This window comes from Actinomyces sp. zg328 (assembly GCF_009829635.1).
Lineage (GTDB): Bacteria > Actinomycetota > Actinomycetes > Actinomycetales > Actinomycetaceae > Actinomyces > Actinomyces marmotae.
In genome coordinates, this window is record NZ_VWPE01000002.1 from 129,645 (window position 1) to 150,526 (window position 20,882).

At 72.2% G+C, this 20,882-nt stretch carries 18 protein-coding genes; 14 read left to right on the forward strand and 4 right to left on the reverse strand.

The window, feature by feature from the left end; all coding sequences use genetic code 11:
• The first annotated feature begins 94 nt into the window (after positions 1-94).
• Both GVV75_RS01875 and GVV75_RS01880 read left to right on the forward strand, forming a co-directional pair.
• On the forward strand, positions 95-1,189 hold the full coding sequence (locus tag GVV75_RS01875) for an NAD(P)/FAD-dependent oxidoreductase (protein WP_159716747.1): 1,095 nt from the start codon (positions 95-97) through the stop codon (positions 1,187-1,189).
• 104 nt (positions 1,190-1,293) lie between these two features.
• The gene (locus GVV75_RS01880; RefSeq protein ID WP_159523064.1) at positions 1,294-1,593 is read left to right on the forward strand and encodes a DNA primase; all 300 of its coding nucleotides are present in this window, start codon (positions 1,294-1,296) and stop codon (positions 1,591-1,593) included.
• Between the two features lie 32 nt (positions 1,594-1,625).
• On the opposite strand, the gene GVV75_RS01885 is transcribed toward GVV75_RS01880, so the two are convergent.
• The 4 genes from GVV75_RS01885 to GVV75_RS01900 all read right to left on the reverse strand — a co-directional run bounded on the left by GVV75_RS01885 (position 1,626) and on the right by GVV75_RS01900 (position 5,503).
• Positions 1,626-2,606, reverse strand: coding sequence for an aldo/keto reductase (locus GVV75_RS01885; RefSeq protein ID WP_159716749.1), 981 nt, complete (start codon positions 2,604-2,606; stop codon positions 1,626-1,628).
• Positions 2,607-2,675: 69 nt separating this feature from the next.
• A complete protein-coding gene (locus tag GVV75_RS01890) occupies positions 2,676-2,897 on the reverse strand; it encodes a sulfurtransferase TusA family protein (RefSeq protein ID WP_159523060.1) in 222 nt (73 codons plus the stop codon).
• Between the two features lie 68 nt (positions 2,898-2,965).
• Positions 2,966-4,081 carry a YeeE/YedE family protein gene (locus tag GVV75_RS01895; protein WP_159625408.1) on the reverse strand — a complete coding sequence of 372 codons (1,116 nt, stop codon included), beginning with the start codon at positions 4,079-4,081 and terminating at the stop codon, positions 2,966-2,968.
• A gap of 465 nt (positions 4,082-4,546) precedes the next feature.
• Positions 4,547-5,503, reverse strand: a complete 957-nt coding sequence (locus GVV75_RS01900) for a RecB family exonuclease (RefSeq protein WP_159625406.1) — start codon at positions 5,501-5,503, stop codon at positions 4,547-4,549.
• Positions 5,504-5,662: 159 nt separating this feature from the next.
• On the opposite strand from GVV75_RS01900, the gene GVV75_RS01905 reads away from it, so the two are divergent.
• From GVV75_RS01905 to GVV75_RS01960, 12 genes are all read left to right on the forward strand, one after another.
• Complete coding sequence (locus GVV75_RS01905; RefSeq protein WP_159813256.1) at positions 5,663-8,347, forward strand: tetratricopeptide repeat protein; 2,685 nt, start codon at positions 5,663-5,665, stop codon at positions 8,345-8,347.
• Positions 8,348-8,373: 26 nt separating this feature from the next.
• Positions 8,374-9,483, forward strand: a complete 1,110-nt coding sequence (locus tag GVV75_RS01910) for a site-2 protease family protein (RefSeq protein WP_235925141.1) — start codon at positions 8,374-8,376, stop codon at positions 9,481-9,483.
• A 33-nt stretch (positions 9,484-9,516) separates the two neighbouring features.
• Complete coding sequence (locus tag GVV75_RS01915) at positions 9,517-10,770, forward strand: multidrug effflux MFS transporter (RefSeq protein WP_159716753.1); 1,254 nt, start codon at positions 9,517-9,519, stop codon at positions 10,768-10,770.
• A gap of 146 nt (positions 10,771-10,916) precedes the next feature.
• Positions 10,917-12,020, forward strand: coding sequence for a tRNA (adenine-N1)-methyltransferase (locus tag GVV75_RS01920; RefSeq protein WP_159625402.1), 1,104 nt, complete (start codon positions 10,917-10,919; stop codon positions 12,018-12,020).
• Complete coding sequence (arc, locus tag GVV75_RS01925; RefSeq protein WP_159716755.1) at positions 12,013-13,731, forward strand: proteasome ATPase; 1,719 nt, start codon at positions 12,013-12,015, stop codon at positions 13,729-13,731. The genes GVV75_RS01920 and arc overlap by 8 nt, the downstream gene beginning before the upstream one ends.
• Positions 13,732-13,775: 44 nt before the next feature.
• A complete protein-coding gene (locus GVV75_RS01930) occupies positions 13,776-15,485 on the forward strand; it encodes a proteasome accessory factor PafA2 family protein (RefSeq protein ID WP_159716920.1) in 1,710 nt (569 codons plus the stop codon).
• A gap of 58 nt (positions 15,486-15,543) precedes the next feature.
• Entirely contained in the window at positions 15,544-15,732 is a 189-nt protein-coding gene (locus tag GVV75_RS01935; RefSeq protein ID WP_159523046.1) for a ubiquitin-like protein Pup, read from the forward strand.
• The gene (gene pafA, locus GVV75_RS01940; protein WP_159716757.1) at positions 15,733-17,217 is read left to right on the forward strand and encodes a Pup--protein ligase; all 1,485 of its coding nucleotides are present in this window, start codon (positions 15,733-15,735) and stop codon (positions 17,215-17,217) included.
• Positions 17,214-18,926, forward strand: a complete 1,713-nt coding sequence (locus GVV75_RS01945) for a hypothetical protein (protein ID WP_159716759.1) — start codon at positions 17,214-17,216, stop codon at positions 18,924-18,926. The genes pafA and GVV75_RS01945 overlap by 4 nt, the downstream gene beginning before the upstream one ends.
• A 40-nt stretch (positions 18,927-18,966) precedes the next feature.
• Positions 18,967-19,737 (forward strand): imidazole glycerol phosphate synthase subunit HisF, encoded by a 771-nt coding sequence (gene hisF / locus GVV75_RS01950; RefSeq protein WP_159716761.1) that lies wholly within the window; start codon positions 18,967-18,969, stop codon positions 19,735-19,737.
• Between the two features lie 149 nt (positions 19,738-19,886).
• Positions 19,887-20,327 (forward strand): DUF4190 domain-containing protein, encoded by a 441-nt coding sequence (locus GVV75_RS01955; RefSeq protein ID WP_159523038.1) that lies wholly within the window; start codon positions 19,887-19,889, stop codon positions 20,325-20,327.
• 142 nt (positions 20,328-20,469) lie between these two features.
• Positions 20,470-20,778 carry a DUF2752 domain-containing protein gene (locus GVV75_RS01960; protein WP_235925142.1) on the forward strand — a complete coding sequence of 103 codons (309 nt, stop codon included), beginning with the start codon at positions 20,470-20,472 and terminating at the stop codon, positions 20,776-20,778.
• Positions 20,779-20,882 lie beyond the last annotated feature (104 nt).

A 20,882-nucleotide genomic window follows, 5' to 3' on the forward strand; every position in this document is an offset into this window, starting at 1 on the left:
CGCCAGGATCGGGATAGCCTGGCCCGGCCCACAGCAGAATCGGTCGGCCCGGTCCGAGGACGGACCCGCGCCCGGCCCCCGTGAGAGGACCCCCATGGCACGTGTCACCATCGTCGGCGGAGGCTACGGCGGCATCACCCTGGCCAAGGCGCTCGACGGCATCGCCGAGGTCACCCTGGTCGAGCAGAAGGACGCCTTCGTCCACCACGCCGCCTCCCTGCGCGCGGCGGTGGATGCGGAGTGGTCGGAGAAGATCTTCCTGCCCTACGACAGGCTCCTGACCAACGGCCGCGTGGTGCGCGGCACCGCCATGGCGGTCAAAGGCACCACCGTCCAGGTCTCCGGCGAGGGCGATATCCAGGCCGACCACCTCGTGCTCGCCACGGGCACCAACTACCCGTTCCCCGCCAAGCACCTGGAGTCCACGGCGGCGATCGCCAAGGCCCGCATCGAGCGCGTGCGAGTCTCCCTGGGCTCCGCCAAGCGCGCCCTCATCCTGGGCGCGGGCGCCGTCGGCCTGGAGTTCGCCGGCGAGATCACCTCCGCCTTCCCGGACCTGCGCGTGACCATCGTCGAGGCCGGCCCCACCATCCTGCCGCAGGGCGACTACAAGGCCGAGTTGCGCGACTCGATCGCCGCCCAGCTCGCCGAGCGCGGCGTTGAGATCATCACCGGGGACACCCTGGCCTACCTGCCCCCGATCGACATCGGCGGCCTCGCCCCCTTCCGCGTGACCACCACCGGTGGGCGCACCATCGAGGCCGACATCTGGTTCCGCGCCTACGGGGCCTCCGCCGCTACGGGCTTCCTCGGCGAGGACTACGACGAGATCCGCCGCTATGACGGCACGATCCGCGTGGATGACAAGCTCCGGGTCATCGATCACCCGGGCGTGTGGGCCATCGGGGACATCGCCGACGTCCGCGAGTCCAACCGCGCCCAGCACGCTCGTGACCACGCTGCCGTCGTCGCCCAGAACATCCAGGACATCATGGCGGGCCGCGAGCCGTCGGCCTCCTACGCTCCCCAGTCCGATCTCGTCGTGCTCCCGCTGGGGCCGGTCGGCGGCGCCTCCCAGGTGCTCAAGGACGGGGTGAGCGTGGTCGAGGGCCCCGAGTTCACCAATCGCATCAAGGGCGAGGACCTGTTCACGGAGAATCTGCGCGAGCAGCTCGGCCTGGCCGGTTGACCTCGTCCCCGCCCGGGCGCGGCCGCGGGCGTCCTGGCCCCCTCACGCGGGGCCAGGACGCTGATGTGGTGCGCGCCGCCGGGGGATGCCGGTAGGCTGGCGCCATGACGAACGACCCGCGGTCCGCGCTCAACCGACTCATCGCCGCCTTCGAGGCCCACCTCGACGCCGCCGCGACGGGTGATGAGAACTCGCCGGCAGTGGTCGCCGCTGAGAACGCCCTCCAGGACGCCTTCATCACCTACGACGACGTCCTGTTCACCGCCTACGGCATCGAGCTCCCCTTCGACACCTACGACGATGACGACGACATCATCGACATCGATGACGACGATGATGAGGATGACGACGTCGACTATGACGATGATGAGGACGATGACGTCGACTACGACGATGAGGACTGATCTGCCGGGCCCCGTCGGGGCGGCCTGATCGGTCAGAATCTCTCGGGGTAGCCGATCCTCTGGGCGCTGACCTCGCCGAGGGCGTGGCGGATCTGCGTGGGCAGATCGAGGTCCTGCGCTGAGAGCGCTCCTTGGAGTTGCGCCGGGGTGCGGGCTCCCACGATCGTGGAGGCGATGCCCTCGGCATCGCGGGCCCAGGCGAGCGCCACCTCGACGGGCTTGCGGTCCAGGCCCGCGGCGGCCGTGGCTACCGACTCCACGATGCCCCGGTGCTCGCTGCCCAGGTACGCCGAGGCGTAGGAGCGCAGGTGCGGGGAGGCGGCCCGCGAGTCCGCGGGGATCGTGGCCCGGTACTTGCCGCTGAGGACCCCCCGACCCAGTGGCGCGTAACCGATGACGCCGAAGCCCATGGCCTCGGCGGCGGGGATGACCTCCCGCTCGATGCCCCGGTTGAGCAGGGAGTGCTCCACCTCGACGGCGGCCATCCCGGGCGCGTCAGGGCCCTCGGCGAGCAGGCTGGCGACGCGCGCGCTCGCCCACGCGGGATGGTTGGAGACCCCCACGTAGCGGGCCCGACCGGAGGCGACGGCGCGACGCAGGGCGTCGGCCGTCTCCTCCAGGGGGGTGGCGGGGTCGGGGACCTGGACGAGCCACAGGTCGAGATGGTCCGTGCCCAGGGTCTCCAGGGTCGCGTCGAGGCTGTCCAGGAGCGTGCCGCGCGAGGCATCGGCGGTGGCCGGGCCATCGCCCGTGCGCCAGGTGCGCACCCCCGCCTTGGACACGATGATGAGGTCCTGGCGGTTGACGTAGTCGCGCAGGAGGGTGCCGATGGTGCGCTCGGCCAGGCCCTCGGTGTAGGTGGCGGCGGTGTCCAGGAGGGTGCCGCCGGCGTCGAGGAAGATCCCGAGCTGGTCCTTGGCCTCGACCTCGTCGGTGTCCCGGCCCCAGGTCATCGTGCCGAGGCCGACGGCGGACACGCGCAGGCCGGTGCGGCCCAGTCTCCTGTACTCCATGCTGCCAAAGGTACCCGCCCCGACCCCGAATCCTCGTGCCGCGCGCACCGGGGCGGGGTGGCGGCCCCGCTACTTGCGAACCGTCATGGTCCAGGAGGCGGGGCCGACGGTCTCGAACTCGGTGACGGTGTAGCCGTTCTTCGCGGCCCAGGCGGGCAGGGTTTCTGTTCCCTGGGTGCAGTCGAAGGCGATGACGAGCTCGTCGCCGGCGTCGAGGTCCTCCATGGCCTCCTCCGCCTCCATGACGGGGAAGGGGCAGACCTGGCCGTTGGTCTCGAGGATCGTGCGCATGATGGCGTCCTTTCAGCGTGAAGGTATCGGTGTGAAGGGGGATGGGGGCGCGCCGTCGCCCCCGCGGGTTAGGCGTGGGCGGGCGCGGCCTCGCGGGCGGGGGAGGGCTCAGCGGCGCCAGCCGCCTTGGCGCGGGCGGCGCGGGCGGCGCGCCGCTTCTGGCGGGGGCGGATGAGCAGCGCCCAGGCGGCGGCTCCGACCCCGAGGACCTGGAAGACCAGCGCGATCCAGCCCTGCCAGGACAGCAGGGAGGTCTGCACGAGGGCGTTGCCGATGGAGCAGCCGCCGGCCCAGGCGGCGCCCACGCCCATGAGGAGGCCGCCCAGGATGGAGCGGATGATGATGGTGGCGTCGGGGACGCGCACGCGGAACTCGCCGGAGGCCTTCGCGGCGATGAAGGAGCCCAGGAGGATGCCCAGCACGAGCAGGACGCCCCAGTCGAAGCGGCCGGTGTCCCCGGTGACGATGACGCCGATGAGGTTGGCCGACGGCGTCGTGATGCCCAGGCCGTCCTCGCGGCCGGCCGCCCAGGACAGGGGCCAGGCGGCGGCCGCGACGATCCCGACGATCGCCCCGGTGGCCAGGGGGTTCCAGCGCTTCTCCAGGAGCAGGTGGGCCAGGCCGGTGCGGCGGGCGGGCAGGGTGGGCTGGGGGCCGCGCGCAGCGGTGAGGCGCAGCTGCCTGCGGGCCAGGAGGGCGACTCCGACGGCGAGGGCCGCCACTCCCACCCACTGGGGCAGGTGCAGCGCGGCCGGGATGGTGGTGAGCTCGGTGGTCCACAGGCCCTTCACCCAGCGGGTGGGGCCGGCGAGGATGCCGGTCTTGGCCGCGGCGGCGGATAGCGCGTAGGCGATGAGGGCGAACCAGGATCCGACGAGGCCCTCGCCGGCGCGGTAGTAGGTGCCGGTGGCGCAGCCTCCCGCCAGCACGATGCCGACTCCGAAGAGGAGGGAGCCGACGGCGGTGGCGACCACGGAGAGCTGGGGCGCCTCCGGGGCGATGGTGCCGGTGAGGGTGAGTGCGAGGACGCCGACGGCCTGGACGGCGATGGCGATGAGGAAGGCGGTGAGCCAGAAGGAGGATCGTGAGACCCAGAGGTCCCGGAACGCGCCGGTGATGCAGAAGCGGCCGCGTTGGAGGATGAAGCCGAGGGTGGCTCCGGTGATCAGTCCGGTGATGATCATGGGGGTCCTTCCTGGGGTGGGGCGCGGGTGCGGCGCCCGGTTGTTGGGAGGGCCCGGGTGACGGGGCGCGCGGCGCCGTGGCGCTGAGGCGCTGGGAGCGGCGGTGGTGACGCGTCGCGCGTTCGGCGGCCGCGAGGGGGGCGCGGTGCCGTCACCCGGGGTGTCGGGTGAGTGGTGCGCCTGGTCCGGGGAGGCCGGCGCGGTTATCGCGCCGTGGCCGGTGAGGGGGCTCGCTGGGTGCTGGTCGCGGAGCGCTGCCCTCAGATCGCCTGGACCAGGCAGCGCATACACATGGCAACCCCGCCGAGGGCGGTGCGGTTGCGGCGTGCGTGGTCCGTGCTCATGCGATCGTCCGTTCAGTCGTGGCGCCGCGAGGTGCGGCGACGTGGCCGGACGTTATCGGGGCGAGTCCCGCTGTGGCAAGCGGTGTCCGCATGGCGACTCGCGCCGAGCAGGCCGGGCGCGTCAGCGGGCGCCTGCCGAGGCGACGCTGGCGCGGGCGGTGAGAAGGCGGGCGACGCCGTCGTCCGGCAGTGGGGGAGTCTCGCCGCCGAAGAGGGGGCAGCGGGACTGGAAGGCGCACCAGCCGCACAGGGGGCCGCGCTTGGGGGTGAAGGCGCCGGCGTGGGCGCAGTCCTCGATGTCGTCCCAGATGCGGGCCAGGCGCGTCTCGGTGGCCTCGAGCTCGGGCAGGCGCGGGTCATGGGTGAGGGTGCGGCCGTCCTTAAGGTAGAGGAGTTGGAGGCGGGCGGGGGCCCGCCCGCGCAGGCGCCACAGGACGAGCCCGTAGAAGCGCATCTGGAACAGCGCCTCCTCCTGGAATCTGGGGGAGGGGGACTTGCCGGTCTTGTAATCGACGACGCGCATGGCGCCGTCGGGGGCGATGTCGAGGCGGTCGACGAATCCGCGGATGAGCAGGCCGTCGGCGACCTCGGTCTCCACGAAGAGCTCGCGCTCGGCGGGGGCGAGGCGCTGAGGGTTCTCCATGCGGAAGTAGGAGGTGATGAGGTCTCGCGCCTGGCCGAGCCAGGCCTCGATCTGCGCGGGCTCCTCGAAGAGCCCCATGACCTCAGGGCTCTTGGCGCGGTGAGCCTCCCACTGCTCGGGCAGCATGGCGAGGGCGGCCTCCGGGGCGCGCTCGCGCGCGGGCAGGTCGTAGAGGCGCTCAAGGATCGCGTGGACGAGCGTGCCCTTGTGGGTGGCGAGGGAGCCGGGCTCGGCCAGGCCGTCCACGGCGCGCAGGCGGAACAGCAGGGGGCACTGGAGGAAGTCCTTGGCGCGCGATGGGGAGAGCGCCGCCCGGCGCGGCCCCCTGCGCGCGGAGCGGCCGGCGCCTGGGCCCGTGGCCCGCGGCCGGGTGGTAGCCGGGGCGGCGGGCCGCCCGGGGGATGAGGGCACTGCGGGTGCCGCATCTGCTGTCATGGTGGCACCGTACCCCGGGGCTCCGACATGAATCCGGGTGACGGGAGGGGGAGGGCGCGCGTGGGAAGACGGTGAGGGCCTCTGGGCAGCGGTGCGGAGGGCGCCCCTGGCCCGTATGTCCGTAAGAGTCCGTGGCCTGGTGAGAACTAGGATGCGGCCATGGATGCGTTATCTCTGGGTGGCGTGGCCTCCAGTGTTGTCTCGGTGCTCCTGCGCACCGTGGATCTGTGCCTCAACCCCACGTTGGCCGGCGCGGCCGCGCTGAGCAATGATGGTCGGCAGGCCGCTGACCGGCTCGGCGATGCCGCTCATGACGAGGGCGCAGAGGGGCGGATCGCCAAAAGGATTGAGAAGCGCCTGGAAGAAGAGGCGGAACGGCTTCCGCGGGAGAGGCGCGCTGAGCTCGATGGCGTGGCGGTCGCCGTGGAGGCGGTCCTCACGAAGGCGCTGGAATCGGATGAGGCGCTGCTGGAGGCGGTGCGGCGCCCGGAAGGGCTCGCCGAGTTCCTGAAGAGGCAGGGGCGGGCTCAGAGGGCTGATCTTCCTGCCGCTGCTGAGCCCGCATTCGATTCCCTCATCGGGATCGTGGCCGAGGAGTTCGCGACGATCGCGCCGTTGTCGCCGTCATTCGATAAGGCGCGCGCTCGGTATGTCATGGATGCGCTCGATGAGATCAACGCGACGGCGTCGCGCACCGAGCATAACTTTGAGGCTGTGCTGCTGGGTCAGCAGGAGATCTCCGGGAAGATCGATCGGCTTGGAAGCGGGATGGGCCGGCCGAATCCTTTCAGTGATGGGCCCGTGCGTTTCGGGGCTATTCCTGATCCGGCCCCGGGATATATTGTGCGCGATGAGTATCATCGTCTGCGTGAGGCGTTCGCTCATGGTGAGGGGGTGGCTCGCTTGGTGCTGCGCGGCATGAAAGGGGTTGGTAAGTCCCAGATCGCGGCGCAGTACGCGCGCGAATGCCGGGAGGCGGGTTGGAGTCTCGTGGCCTGGGTCAACGCGGCTCCCGCCGGCGCCCCAGACAGAGGGCTGCCCAGCGGCGTGGAGACGGGGCTCGCCGAACTGGCGAACCAACTCAGACTCGTTGATCCATCGGATCCGCCCAGGAAGAGCGCTCGGTTCATGGTGGGCTGCCTCAACTCGGGCGGGGCGGCGGATCGGCTCATCGTGTTCGACAACCTGGAGCGTGCCGATGACCTTCGGGAGTTGAAGTTGACGGGTCCCGGAATGCGGGTCATCGTGACGACGAACCTCCGAGGCGGGGAACTGGGTGAGACGATCCCTGTGGAGGTCTTCGGCCGGCGCCAGTCCCTGGCCTTCTTGCGGGAGCGGATCCCCGGGATCGCTGATGCCCATGCCGACGGGCTCGCCGAGCTCCTTGGCGATCTTCCTCTGGCGTTGTCCCAAGCGGCGTCAACGATGAGGGAACAGAGGTTCGCTCCGCTGGAGTACATGGAGCTTCTTGAAGAGGTGCCACTTGAGGAGGCGATGGATCGCTCGGATGGCGAGGACTACCCGCACGCCGTGTGGCAGGCTTTGCGCCTGAGTCATCAGACCGCCCTGAAGGCGCTGGGCGAGCGGGATGAGGAGCAGGCCCGTCTGGCGCGTCTTCAGCTGGGGATGCTGTCGATCATGCCGGAGGGCGGTGTTCCTCGTGACTGGCTCTACCGTGCTGATGCTGGTCATTCTCTGGCGGCGAGGAAGTCATTGGCCTTCCTCTGCAAGCGCGGCATTGTCTCGGAGACGGAGAATGATGGCGCCCGCGCGGGTATCGTTTCCCTGCACCGCCTCCAGTCGAGACTGATTCGAGAGGATATGCGCCGTGATGGTGAATCAGAGGTGATCGCTGAAGCGGTCATCTCCGCCCTCGCGGAGGCGCTTAACGAGTCCGATCCCAATAATCCTCATGAAGTGGAGCGTGATTCGATTATCGCGGTGATTGAGAGTCTCTCATTTTTAGGGACCCTTGGGCTGGACCGCGTTGGAGTCAATACTGAGGGGCTGTCCAGTGTTCTCCTCTCGGTTCAACGGCGCGCGAATGAGGCAGGGCTCGATTCCTTCGCGGTGTCGTTGGCGGACATCGTTGATGGTCTCGCATCGGTGCTGGGGGCTGATCACCCGGGCACCCTGGTCTCGCGCAATAACCTCGCGGTCGCCTATCAGTCCGCTGGACGGCTGGGTGAGGCTATCGACGTCTATGAGCAGACCCTGGAGGAGAGCCTCAGGGTGCTGGGGGCTGATCACCCGGGCACCCTGGTCTCGCGCAATAACCTCGCGGTCGCCTATCAGTCCGCTGGGCGGCTGGGTGAGGCTATCGACGTCTATGAGCAGACCTTGGAGGATCGTCTCAGGGTGCTGGGGGCTGACCACCCGGGCACCCTGGCCTCGCGCAATAACCTCGCCTACGCCTATCGGTCCGCTGGGCGGTTGGGTGAGGCTATCGACATCTATGAGCAGACCTTGGAGGATCGTCTCAGGGTGCTGGGGGCTGACCACCCGGACACCCTGGCCTCGCGCAATAACCTCGCGGTCGCCTATCAGTCCGCTGGGCGGTTGGAGGACGCCATCGACATCTATGAGCAGACCCTGGAGGATCGTCTCAGGGTGCTGGGGGCTGACAACCCGGACACCCTGGCCTCGCGCAATAACCTCGCGGTCGCCTATCAGTCCGCTGGGCGGTTGGAGGACGCCATCACGATATTCGAGCAGACCCTGGAGGAGAGCCTCAGGGTGCTGGGCCCTAACTACCCGCTCACCAAGCAAATCGCCGAGAATCTCGCGATGGTGCGTCGCCTCCGCGATGAGCGCCACCCTCCGACCCCGGGCGCCGCTACCTGACCGGCCGCCCCGGTAGGCTCGGGCGCATGCCACCCGCAGCCACACGCAACGGGGAGATGACCCTGGGACGAGTCGGCGGCGCGCCCGTCGTCGTGTCCCCCACCTCCCTGCTCCTCGGACTCGTCATCGCCGCCTCCTGGTACCCCCTGGTCAGCGGCGCCCTCGGGGATCTCGGCGCCGTCGTCGTCCTGGGAACCGTGGCTGCCACCGTCATCGGCGCCGCCATCTCGATCCTCCTCCACGAGCTCGCCCACGGCCTGGTCGGCGCCGCCCTGGGCCGCCCGCCCATCCGCTACGAGCTCCTCCTGTGGGGCGGGCGCACCAGCTTCGGCCCGCCCCAGCGCGCCTGGTCCCCCTGGCGCGACGCGGCCTGCTCCCTCGCCGGCCCCGCCGCCAACGCCCTCCTATGGATCGCCTGCCGCAGCGCCCTCGACTCCGGCGCCCTCACCACCCCCGCTATCCACGTCGCCCTGTGGGCCATCGCCTGGCTCAACCTCGCCCTCGCCATCTTCAACGCCCTGCCCGGCCTGCCCCTCGACGGGGGCCAGGCCCTCGCCTCCCTCATCGCCCAGGCCACCGGCAACCGCGCCGCCGGGCTCAAGGCGGCCGCCTGGGGAGGGCTCGCCGTCGTTGCCGGGATCGCCTGGCTCTACCTCCTCCAGCCCCTCCTCATCGACCACCGCCGCCCCAGCGCCACCAGCCTCATCCTCGCCGCCATGGTCGGCTGGACCATCGGTTCCACCAGTTGGCGCGTGCTCGGCCTCGGAGGCGCCCAGCGCGCCGCCGCCCGCCTCGACCTGCGCTCCCTCACCCGCCCCATCGTCACGCTCCCCGCCGCCGCCCCGCTCGCCCGGGTCGGCGCCGCGCTCGACGACGGCGCCGCCCTCGCCCTCATCACCGACGGCCCCACAATCCTCGGCACCATCGACGCCGCCGGCCTGGCCGATCTGGGGGCCATGGGGGAGGGCGCCACCGCCGAGCAGGCCTGCACCGTCCTGCCCGCCGCGGCCATCACCACCTCCCTGACCGGCCAGGAGGCCGTCGACGCCCTCAAGGCGGCGCGCGCCGTCTCCCGCTGGCTCATCGTCATCGACGGCGGACGCATGATCGGCGCCGTCCCCACCGGCGCCCGTTGACCGGAAGAGCCCTGACCACAGCCGACTAATCCCATGAACCGACCCCTCAGCCCCGAGGCCTCCATCACTGCCGGCCTCATCATCGCCCTCGCCATCCAGAACGCCGTGCCGCCCTTCGCCACGGACATGTACTCGCCCGCCTTCCCGCACGTCGCCGCCGATTTCCATGCCTCAGCCACCGCCGTCGGGCTGACCCTGACCGCCTTCTTCGCCGGCATGGGCACGGGGCAGCTCGTGGGCGGCACGGCCTCCGACCGCTACGGCCGGCGCCGCCCCATCATCACCGGCGGGCTCATCTGCGCCCTCGGCGGCATCGTCTGCGCCCTCGCGCCCGGCATCGGCACCCTCCTGGTCGGGCGGATCCTCCAGGGCCTCGGCGGGGGAATCGCCTCTGTCGTCGGGCGCGCCGTCCTCGTCGACATCGCCCACGGCGACCGCCTCGCCCGCATCATGTCCATCCTCATGGCCGTGGGTGGCCTGGCCCCCATGCTCGCGCCCGTGACGGGCAGCGCCGTCCTGTCCGTGGCGACCTGGCGGATGATCTTCTGGTGCCTGGCTGGATTCGGTCTGCTCATGGTGACCATGGCCGCGATCGTCATCCCCGAGACCCTTCCGGCGTCTGACCGCCGCAGCGGGGGGCCGCGCCGATTCGCCGCCGGATTCGCCGAGCTCGTGCGCCACGAGCGGTTCATGGGCTACATGCTCACCTCCGCGTTCTCCGGCTTCGCCATGTTCGCCTACATCTCGGCCTCCTCCTTTGTGCTGCAGGAGATCAAGGGGCTCACCGCCATGCAGTACTCCGTCTTCTTCGGCTGCACCGCCGGGGCCAACATGCTCATGGCGCTGACGAACTCCCGGCTCGTGGGGCGCTACCGGCCCCGGCGGCTCATCGCCGTCGGGCTCGGGATCTCCGGGGCCGGGATCGCGCTGGTGACCCTGGCCGTGCTGGTCTGGGGCACGGCGCTCGTGCCCCTATGCGCGGGCTTCGTGCTCACCATGGCGGCGCAGGGCCTCATCTTCGGTAACGCCGGCGCGCTCGCCCTCGGCGAAGTGCGGCACGTGGCAGGGGCGGCCAGCGCCCTCATGGGCGTGGTGCAGGCGATCGCCATGGGGGTCTCCGCGCCGCTGGCCAGCTCCGGGGGCGGCGCCAGCGCCGTGCCCATGGTCGCCGTCATGCTCACCGGGATCATCGGCGCCTGGGCCGCCTACCTCCTCGTGGGCCGCGCGCCCTCGCAGCGCCGCCTGCCCGGGATGACAGGGCGCGCGGGGCGAAATGGCGAGGTTTGAGGATTGCTCGGCTGAAACGCGGTGATTGATCATTCAAGGAGCGCGCGATTCCGCGGATCCGGCCGCCGCTGGGAGGGGTTGGGGGAGAAGCAATCCTCAAACCGCGCCAACCTCGCTGGCAGGGGGCGGCGCATAGACTGGGGCCGATGAGCGAGCAGGACACTCAGAACCCGCAGGCCACCCCGAGGCTCCCCCCGCGCCACGTCACCCAGGAGGTCCTGGGCCAGGCCGGGCGCCGCGGCCCCTTCCGCTACGGCGAGCGCATCCAGGTCACCGACGTCAAGGGCTCCAAGAGCACCTTCCACCTCCACCCCCAGGGCCACTTCCAGTCCGGGCGCGGCTCCTTCCACCACCGCGAGGTCGTCGGCAGGCAGGAGGGGACCGTCCTGACCACCGACTCCGGCCACGAGCTCCTCCTACTGCGCCCGCTGCTCGCCGACTACGTCCTGTCGATGCCCCGCGGCGCCCAAGTGGTCTACGCCAAGGACTCCGGCCAGATCATCGCCCTGGGTGACATCTTCCCCGGCGCCCGCGTTCTTGAGGCCGGTGTCGGCTCCGGGGCGCTGACGATGAACCTCCTGTCCGCCATCGGGGAGGCCGGGAGCCTCATGTCCATCGAGCGGCGCGAGGATTTCGCCGCCATCGCCGCCTCCAACGTCGATTCCTGGTTCGGGGGCCATCACCCCGCCTGGGAGTTGCGCACCGGAGACTTCAACGACGTGGTCGCCGCCCGCGTCGAGGACGCCTCCATTGACCGCGTCGTCCTGGACATGCTCGCCCCCTGGGAGAACATCGAGGCCTCCGCCCGCGTCCTGGCCCCCGGCGGCCTCTTCCTCGCCTACGTCGCCACCACCACCCAGATGTCGCGCACCGTCGAGGCCCTGCGCCACAGCCGGCTCTTCACGGAGCCCGAGGCCTGGGAGTCCATGGTGCGCACCTGGAACGTCGACGGCCTGTCCGTGCGCCCCGACCACCGCATGGTCGCCCACACCGGATTCCTCCTCGCCGCCCGGCGCCTAGCCCCCGGCAGCGCCCCGCTGACGCGCAAGCGCCCACCCGCTCGCGGCGCCTATGACGACGCCGGCCACTGGATCCCCGAGGACGTGCGCGAGCGCACGAGCACCGACCGGAAGGTCCGCCGCGTCCTGCGCGACTGCCGCGCCAAGCAGCCCGAGGACGCCACCCCGGTCCTCCCCGGCGTCCCCACCGCCGGGGGCGACGACGCCCCGCAGGAGCCCCTCGATGACTGACACCGCCGACCTGGGCATGCCCGCCCCCTCCTTCACCAGCCACCAACTGCGCGAGGCCCGCGCCGAGGCCATCTCCCTGGCGGAGAAGAACGAGCGCCTCACCAGGGCCCTCACCTCCGCCCGGGAGCGGATCGCCGAGCTCGGCGCCCAACTCGACGCCGTCACCCACCCACCCGTCACCCTCGCCCTCCTCACCGGCCTCCACACCCGTTCGGACCGCCCGGACAGCGCTGACCGCGCCGAGGCTCCTGCCGGCCCCGCCCCCGAGGCCCTCGTCCTCCTCGGCGGGCGCACCATGAGCCTCGGCCTGCGCCCGGGCCTCGACCCCGAGGCCCTGCGCGTCGGCCAGCTCGTCGCCGTCAACGACGCCATGCTCGTCGTCGACGCCCTGCCCGAGCCCGACACCGGCGAGGCCGTCGTCCTCGACGAGGTTCTCGATGACACCCGCGCCCTCGTCACCACCGGTTCTGGCGCGACCCGTGTCCTGCGGCTCGGCGGCGCCCTGGACGCCAGCGCCCTCGCCCCGGGCGTCACGCTGGCCGCCGACCTGCGCGCGGACGTGGCCACCGCGGTCATCGAGCGCACGGGCGTTGAGCAGCTCGTCGTCGCCGAGACGCCGGACGTCACCTGGGAGGACATCGGCGGCCTCGGCCCCCAGATCCAGGCGATCCGAGACGCGATCGAACTGCCCTTCACCCATCCCGGCCTCTACCGCGCCTATGGGCTGCGCGCCCCCAAGGGCCTCCTCCTCTACGGACCGCCGGGATGCGGTAAGACTCTCATCGCCAAGGCCGTCGCCACCTCCCTCGGCGGCGACGGGGCCGGCCCCGAGCGCGCCACGGGCCGCGCCGCCGCCTTCCTCAACATCAAGGGCCCCGAGCTGCTCAGCAAGTTCGTCGGGGAGACGGAGCGGCAGATCCGCGCCATCTTCGAGCAGGCCCGCAAGGCCGCCGCCGAGGACCGGCCCGTCGTCATCTTCTTCGATGAGATGGAGGCCCTCTTCCGCACCCGCGGCACCGGGGTCTCCAGCGACGTCGAGACCATGATCGTCCCGCAGGTCCTGGCCGAGATCGACGGCGTGGAGTCCCTGCGCAACGTCGTCATCATCGGCGCCTCCAACCGCGAGGACATGATCGACCCCGCGATCCTGCGCCCCGGCCGCCTCGACGTGAAGATCCGCGTCGCCCGCCCCGATGCCGCCCAGGCCCTCGATATCCTCGCCCGCCACCTCACCGCCGGCCTCCCCTTCGACCCGGCCGAGCTCGCCGCCCATGGCGGCGACCGCGAGGCCACCGCCGCGGCCATGCGCGCCGCCGCCGTCGACGCCCTCTACGCCCGCGCGCCAGGCACCGCGGTCCTCGAGGTCGCCTACGCCTCCGGCGCCACCCGGACCCTCCACCTCGGCGACCTCGTCAGCGGGGCGATGCTCGCCCAGATCGTCGCCCGCGCCAAGACCGCCGCCATCAAGGACGAGCTCTCCGGTGGGGCGGGAGGCCTGTCCACCGCCCGTCTCCTGGCGGCCGTGGCCGAGGAGGCCCGGCAGAACGAGGAGATCACCGGCGCCACCAGCCCTGAGGGATGGGCCAGGCTCATCGGCGCCCAGTCCGAGCCGATCCGCGGCGCGCGGCGCCTGGGCGCCGCCGGTGCCGCACCGACCTCTAGCGCCGCCATCAGCGCCGCGCGGCCCTATGAGACGCGGGAAGGCGCATGACCACCTCAACCATCTCAGCCACCTCAACCATGTCAGTTACGCCCATGCCCGCTACCGCCCAGGCCTCCGCCACCGCCGAGCTCGGCCCCACGACGAGGCCGGTCGGCCTTGAGACCGAGTTCGGCGTCACCGAGCCCGGCAACCCCCGCGCCAACCCCGTCGTGCTCTCCAGCCTCATCGTCGACGCCTACGCCGCCCGCTCCCGCCCGGGCCTGCCCGGTGCCGCCCCGGTGACCTGGGACTACGAGGGGGAGGACCCCCTGGCGGACCTACGCGGCGGGCGCATCGACCGCGCCGCCGCCCACCCCAGCCAACTCACCGACGACCCCACCGCCCCCGCCCCCTCCGGCGACGCGCCCGCCGACGGCGCCCCCGCGGGCCTCGACTGGGGGCCCCGCCCCAGGCCGAGCGCCGAGGAGGCCGCGCTTCCCCGGGCCACCACGGCCGTGCTCGCCAACGGCGCGCGCCTGTATGTCGACCACGCCCACCCCGAGTACTCGGCCCCGGAGGCCCTCACCCCGATGGACGCCCTGGCCTGGGACCGCGCGGGAGAGGTCATCGCCCGGCGCGCCATGGAGGCCCAGGCCCGCTCCGGCGGCCCCGAGATCGTCCTGTACAAGAACAACACTGACGGCAAGGGCGCCGCCTACGGCAGCCACGAGAACTACCTCGTGCGCCGCGACCTGCCCCTTGACGCCCTCGCCACGGCCCTGACGCCCTTCCTCATGACCCGGCCAGTCGTCGTCGGCGCCGGGCGCGTGGGCCTGGGGGAGCACAGCGAGCGCCCCGGCTTCCAGCTCAGCCAGCGCGCCGACTTCATCGGCTGCCCCATCGGCCTTCAGACCACCTTCAACCGGCCCATCGTCAACACCCGCGACGAACCCCACGCCGACGCGTCCCGGTGGCGCCGCTTCCACGTCATCAATGGCGACGCCAACCGCTTCGACGTCCCCGGCTACCTCAAGATCGCCACCACCGACCTCCTCCTGTGGTTCCTGGAGCGCTCCCACGAGCGCGGCGAGGGAATCGGAGCCCTGGCGCCCCTGCGGATCCTCGGAGACCCCGTCGAGCAGCAGTGGGCCCTCTCCCACGACACGGCCCTCGCCCACGCGCTCACCACCGAGGGCGGGCCCATGAGCGCCGTCGCCATCCAGCGCTCGCTCCTGGAGGCCATCGCCACCGCGCTGGACGCCGACTACGGGGGCACCGGCGCGCGGAGCCTCGGCGAGGAGACCGCCCGCGCCCTGGCCCTGTGGGAGGAGGCGCTGGACCTACTCGACGCGATCGCCGCCGCGCCGGGCGACCCCCAGGCGGTGGCGGCCGCCGCGCCCACGATCGAGTGGGCCGCCAAGATGCAGCTCTGCGAGGGCCTGCGCACGCGCTCGGGCTCCGACTGGAGCGATCCGCGCCTGGCCGCTCTCGACATCACCTGGGGCGACCTGCGCGCGGGGTCCATCGTCGATCGCCTCGACGCCGCGGGCCGCGTCCGCCGCCTCCTCGACCCCTCGCGGATCGAGGCCGCCGCCGACACCCCGCCGGCGGGCACCCGCGCCGCCGTGCGGGGCCGCGCGATCGCCACGATCCCCGAGGTCGTCTCCGCCTCCTGGACCAGCCTCGTCATCGACGCCCCCCAGCGTCCCCAGCTCATCCGAGTCGCCCTGCCGGGCGCCGTCGCCGTCACCGACGCCGAGACTGAGGGACTTCTCACGGCGATTGGGCGCGCGGCCCAAGGTGGGGGAGACTGGGCCCAGTGACCGCCCCTTATTCCCGACCCACCCGCCCCACCCGTCGGGCCGACGCGAAGGAACGACCATGACCAGCCAGGACGCGCAGCAGATCCGGCCCTCCGGCGGGGAGGGCGACACCGAGTCCGAGGCCACCAGCGCGGCCGGCCAGGTCCAGGCCACCGGCGTCGACGCCATCCTCGACGAGATCGACTCCGTCCTGGAGACCAACGCGGCGGCCTTCGTCCAGGGATTCGTCCAGAAGGGCGGTCAGTGAGTGGGTGCCACGGCTGACGGCGGGCGCCGCCCGCCCTCCCGGCGGATCATCGGCATCGAGACCGAGTACGGCATCACCTGCGCCTCCACCACTGGCGGCGCGGCTCCGCTCGACGCCGATCACGCCGCCCGCGAGCTCTTCGCCCCCGTCATCGCCGCCCACCGCTCCTCCAACGTCTTCACCCGGGGCGGCGCCCGCCTCTATCTCGACGTCGGCTCCCACCCCGAGTTCGCCACCGCCGAGTGCGACCGCCTCGCCGACCTCCTCGCCCAGGACCGCGCCGGCGAGCTCACCATGGCCGACCTCGCCGCCCAGGCCAATGCCCGGCTGGAGTCGGCCGGCGTGCCCGGGCGGATCCACCTGCTCAAGAACAACCTCGACGCCGAGGGCAGCGGCTTCGGCTGCCATGAGAACTACCTCGTCCACCGCCGGGGGGACTTCTGGAACGACGCCCGCGCCCTCATCCCGCACCTGGTCACCCGGCAGATCCTCGTGGGCGCCGGGCACGTGCTGCCCGCCGACCCGGTCACCGGCGCCCCCGCCCGCTATGCCTTCTCCCAGCGCGCCGACCAGATGCACGACGCCGTCTCCTCGGCCACCACCCGCACGCGCCCCCTGATCAACACCCGCGACGAGCCCCACGCCGACGCCGAGCTCTACCGGCGCATGCATGTCATCGTCGGGGACTCCAACATCGCCCAGGGCTCCACGCTCCTCAAGGCTGGGGCCATGGACCTCCTCCTGGACTACCTCGAGTCCGGGGGCGACCTGGCGGACCTCGAGCTCGCCGAGCCCATGCGCGCCATTCGGGACACCTGCCACGACCTCAGTGGGAAGGCACTCCTGGAGCGCAAGGACGGGCGCGGCATCACCGCCCTGGATCTCCAGGGGGAGCACTTGGCGCGCGTGCGGGCCCACGCCGACGCCGAGCTCGACCTCAGCCCCCTCCAGTCCGCAGTCCTCGACCTGTGGGAGCGCGGCCTGGAGGCCCTGCGGGCGCAGGACCCCGGAGCCGTGGCCACCGAGCTCGACTGGGCCGCCAAGCACCAGCTCCTCACCCGCTACGCCGAGCGCGCCGGTACCGGGCTCGACGACCCGCGCGTCGCCCGCCTCGCGCTGGCCTACCACGACGTGTCCCCGGAGGATGGGCTGCGGTCCCGCCTCGAGGCCGCAGGGATGCTGCGCCGCTACGTCGACGACGACGCCTGCCGGGCCGCGATGAGCGCCCCGCCGGCGACGACGAGGGCTGCCCTGCGGGGCGCGGCGATCGGCCTGGCCCAGGACTTGCGCGCCGATCTGGCCGCCGACTGGGTCAACCTGCGCCTCGACGCCGGCGCAGGCGGGCAGGAGGTGCCGGCCATAGCGCTTCGCGACCCCTTCGCCACGCGGGACGAGAGAGTCGATACGCTCATGTCCTCCCTGAACGCGATGAGGCACCGGCCAGCGGACGATCTCCGCGCCGATGCCCGAGAGGCTTCCCTATGACGAATCATCATGACGACAACGGGCTCGAGAGCACCCGTCCACTGACCCGGCGTGAGCGCAGGGGCCTGGAACGGCTGGGTGAGGCGCAGGCCCAGCGCCAGGCGGCCCAGAAGCGCGCGGCCGAGGCCCTTGCGGCCGAGAAGCGCGCGGCTGAGGCCCGTGCGGCCGAGCAGAGGGCAGAGGCGCGGCGGCGGGCGGCTGAGAGGCGCGCCGCCGAGCGCCGGGTCGCGGAGTTGCGCGCTGAGCAGCAGCGGCAAGCCGCGGAGCATCGCGCCGCCGAGGAGGCCCGCCTGAGGGCCCAGCGCGCGGAGGCGGAGCGCGTCGAGGAGGCCCGGCGCCTGGAGGCGGCCCGCGCCGAGGCGGCTCACCTCGAAGCCGAGCGCCGTGAGGCCGAGAGGCTGGCGGCTGAGCGCCTCGCCGCGCAGCGCCGGGCCGCCCAGGAGGCCCGGCGCCTGGAGGCGGAGCGCGCCGATGAGGCGCGCGCTGAGGCTCTGCGCGCGCGGGCGCCTCGCGCCGCGCACCGGCTTCCCGAGACGCGATCCTCCGAGGCTGGTCCCGGCAAATGGCGCGGGTTCCCCGGTGGATCCTCTGACCGCGTGGCGCCGGAGGCGCCCCCCGCGGCGGGCGGGCAGCGGGCGCTCGGCGCCGCGCTCAACCGCTCCCGCCCCAGAGGCCATGCGGCACTCATCCTCGTCTGCCTCGCGGTGGCGGCGATCATCATCCTCCCGCTGGCCCTGTCCATCGTGAACGGCAAGTCCCCGGCCAGCACGGCCATGGCGAGTCCCGCCGCCACCATGCTCCCCGCGGACACCCCACTGGACCAGGCGATGAGCGTCTCGGGGCGCGTGGGCGCCAGACCGGTGGTCAAGCTGAAGGCGCCGCTCAGCGCGCCATCCTCCCTGATCAAAGACACCCTCATCACCGGTGAGGGCCGCGCCCTCCAGTCCGGGGACGCCGCGCTGCTGTCCATCGCGACCTTCTCGGGCACGGACGGGAAGAACACGACCACTCCCGGGGCGGACTCGGAGGGCAATGAGCACACCGGCCGGCGCCTCGTGAGCGTGAGCGTCGACCAGGCCTCCCTCAACGAACTCACCGACATCGTCAAGGGCACCACCGAGGGCACGCGGCTCGTCCTGCGCGGCCCGGTCGTCGTCGACGGCGCGACCTCCACGGAGATCACCGTCATTGACGTCCTGCCGACCCTCGCCTCGGGAACAGCCGTCGCGCCCGTCGCGGGCATGCCGGCCGTCATCCCCGGCGACTCCGGAGGGGTCACGCTCTCCTTGGCGGGGCTCCCCGCCCCCACCCGCTCCACCGCCGCCGTGCTCATCCAGGGCACGGGCGAGCAGGTCCACTCCGACAGCCGCATCATCGCCCGCGTCCAGGCCATCTCCTGGACCGATGGGAGCGTCATCACCAATGACTACGGCGCTAAGGTCCTGCCCGTCGCCGTCGACTTGAGCAACGCCAAGACCTATGCCGGCCTGAGGAATCACCTCGTGGATGTGCCCGTGGGCAGCAGGGTCGTCCTGGCCCTGCCCGCCGATCAGGCCCGGGGGGACAGGCCCGTTGCCGTCGTCGTCGACATCCTCGCCATTGAGGATCCCAAGACGGATGCCTCCGGGGCCGGCCCGGGCGCCACTCCCACCATCGGCTCTGATCCCGAGATTTCGAACCCGGCGCCCGCCGCGACCGCTGGGAACTGATCCGGCCCATCCACCACCCGAACCCAGGAGCAGTGAATCCATGAGCGTCGCCGTCCGCGTCATCCCCTGCCTCGACGTCAAGGACGGGCGCGTCGTCAAGGGCGTCAACTTCCAGGGCCTGCGCGACGCCGGGGACCCCGTCGAGCTCGCCCGCCGCTATGACGCCCAGGGGGCCGACGAGATCACGTTCCTGGATGTCTCCGCCTCCTCCGAGGGCCGCGCCACCATGCTGGAGGTCGTCTCGGCCACCGCCGAGCAGGTCTTCGTGCCCCTGACCGTCGGCGGGGGAGTGCGCAGCGCCGACGACGTGGCTCGGCTCCTGCGCGCCGGCGCGGACAAGGTCGGCATCAACACCGCCGCCATCGCCCGCCCCGAGCTCCTGACCGAGGTCGCCGAGCGCTTCGGCAACCAGGTGATCGTCCTGTCCGTGGACGCCCGCCGCTGCCCCGACGGCGTGAGCACCCCTTCGGGCTACGAGGTCACCACCCACGGCGGCGCCTGCTCCACCGGCATCGATGCTGTCGAGTGGGCGGTTCGGGCAGCCGAGCTCGGCGCGGGGGAGATCCTGCTCAACTCCATGGACGCCGACGGCGTCACCGGGGGCTTCGACCTGGCCATGCTCGACGACGTCCGCCGGGCGGTGCGCGTCCCCCTCATCGCCTCGGGGGGCGCGGGCGAGCCCGAGCACTTCGCCGCCGCCGCCGACCACGGAGCCGACGCCGTGCTGGCCGCCAGTGTCTTCCACTACGGCACGATGACGATCGGCCAGGCCAAGGACGCTCTGCGCGCCCAGGGCCACCCCGTTCGCTGAGTCCGGGGCGCGGACGCGCCCCGGGCGCGGCTTGGCGCCGCGTCGTCCCAGCCTGTACGGTCGGGGGCGGACACGGAGTCCGCGGCGCATGGCGCGGTACTACCTCGCCCCGGCAGGAGCGCTGCCATCGACCGACAAGGAAGCTGACGATGAGCAACTACCCCGACCCCTCCAACCCCCAGGTCCCCGGTAACGGCATGCCCCAGTACCCCGGCAACGGCATGCCCCAGTACCCCGCTAACGGCACGCCCCAGTACCCGGGAAACGGGGTGCCGCAGTTCCCCGACCAGGGACTCAACCCCTATGGGATGCCGAATGGCTTTGGCCCCAACCCGACTGAGAAGAACTGGATGGGCATCACCGCACTCGTCTGCGGCTGCCTTGTCCTCCTGTGCGGATTGTTCACGGGGATCCCGGCGATCATCTTCGGCGCGATGGGTATGAACGCCGCCGGCAGGGGCGAGGCCACGAACAGGGGAATGGCCATCGCGGGTCTGGTCCTGGGCGTGATCTCCGTGGTGATGACCATCATCTGGATCGCTCTCGGCGGCTTTGAGGGTGTCTTTGACTCTGTCAACAACGCGAAGTGACCCCCCGGGGCCCCGGGGCGGCCGGGGCTCCTCCGGCCGGGGAATCGCCATTGCCGCGGCGGCCGCCTCCTGGGCATTGCCGGGGGTCTTCGCCATCGGCGGCAACGCGCTCGCGCCTGGCCGTTTCGCGGGGATGCCCGACTTGTGCCCCCTGCACCGCCTCACCGGCTTCTGGTGCCCGCTGTGCGGGGGGACCCGGGCCACGGCCTCGGTGATCGACGGGGACCTGGCCACCGCCCTGGCCTACAACCCCTTCGCCTTGGCCACCGAAGTCGTCGCGGTCCTCCTCGCGGCGCGATGGATGGCCCGGAGGCTGGCCGGGCGCCCCGGCCCCCTCCTCACCTCCGCCGAGGCCATCGGCTACGGCGTCGCCTGCGTCGGGTTCCTCGTCCTGCGGAATCTCCCGGGCATGTGGGCGCGGGTGAGCCCCCTCCTCGGGCCCCCCGGCTGAATCGGAGCCGACGAATCAGCGAGTCGTCGCAAGGGCCGCGGCCGGCTACGAGCCGCCCCGACGCACCCTCCCCGGGGCCCGGGCCCTGTCCCCGCCCTCCTGGC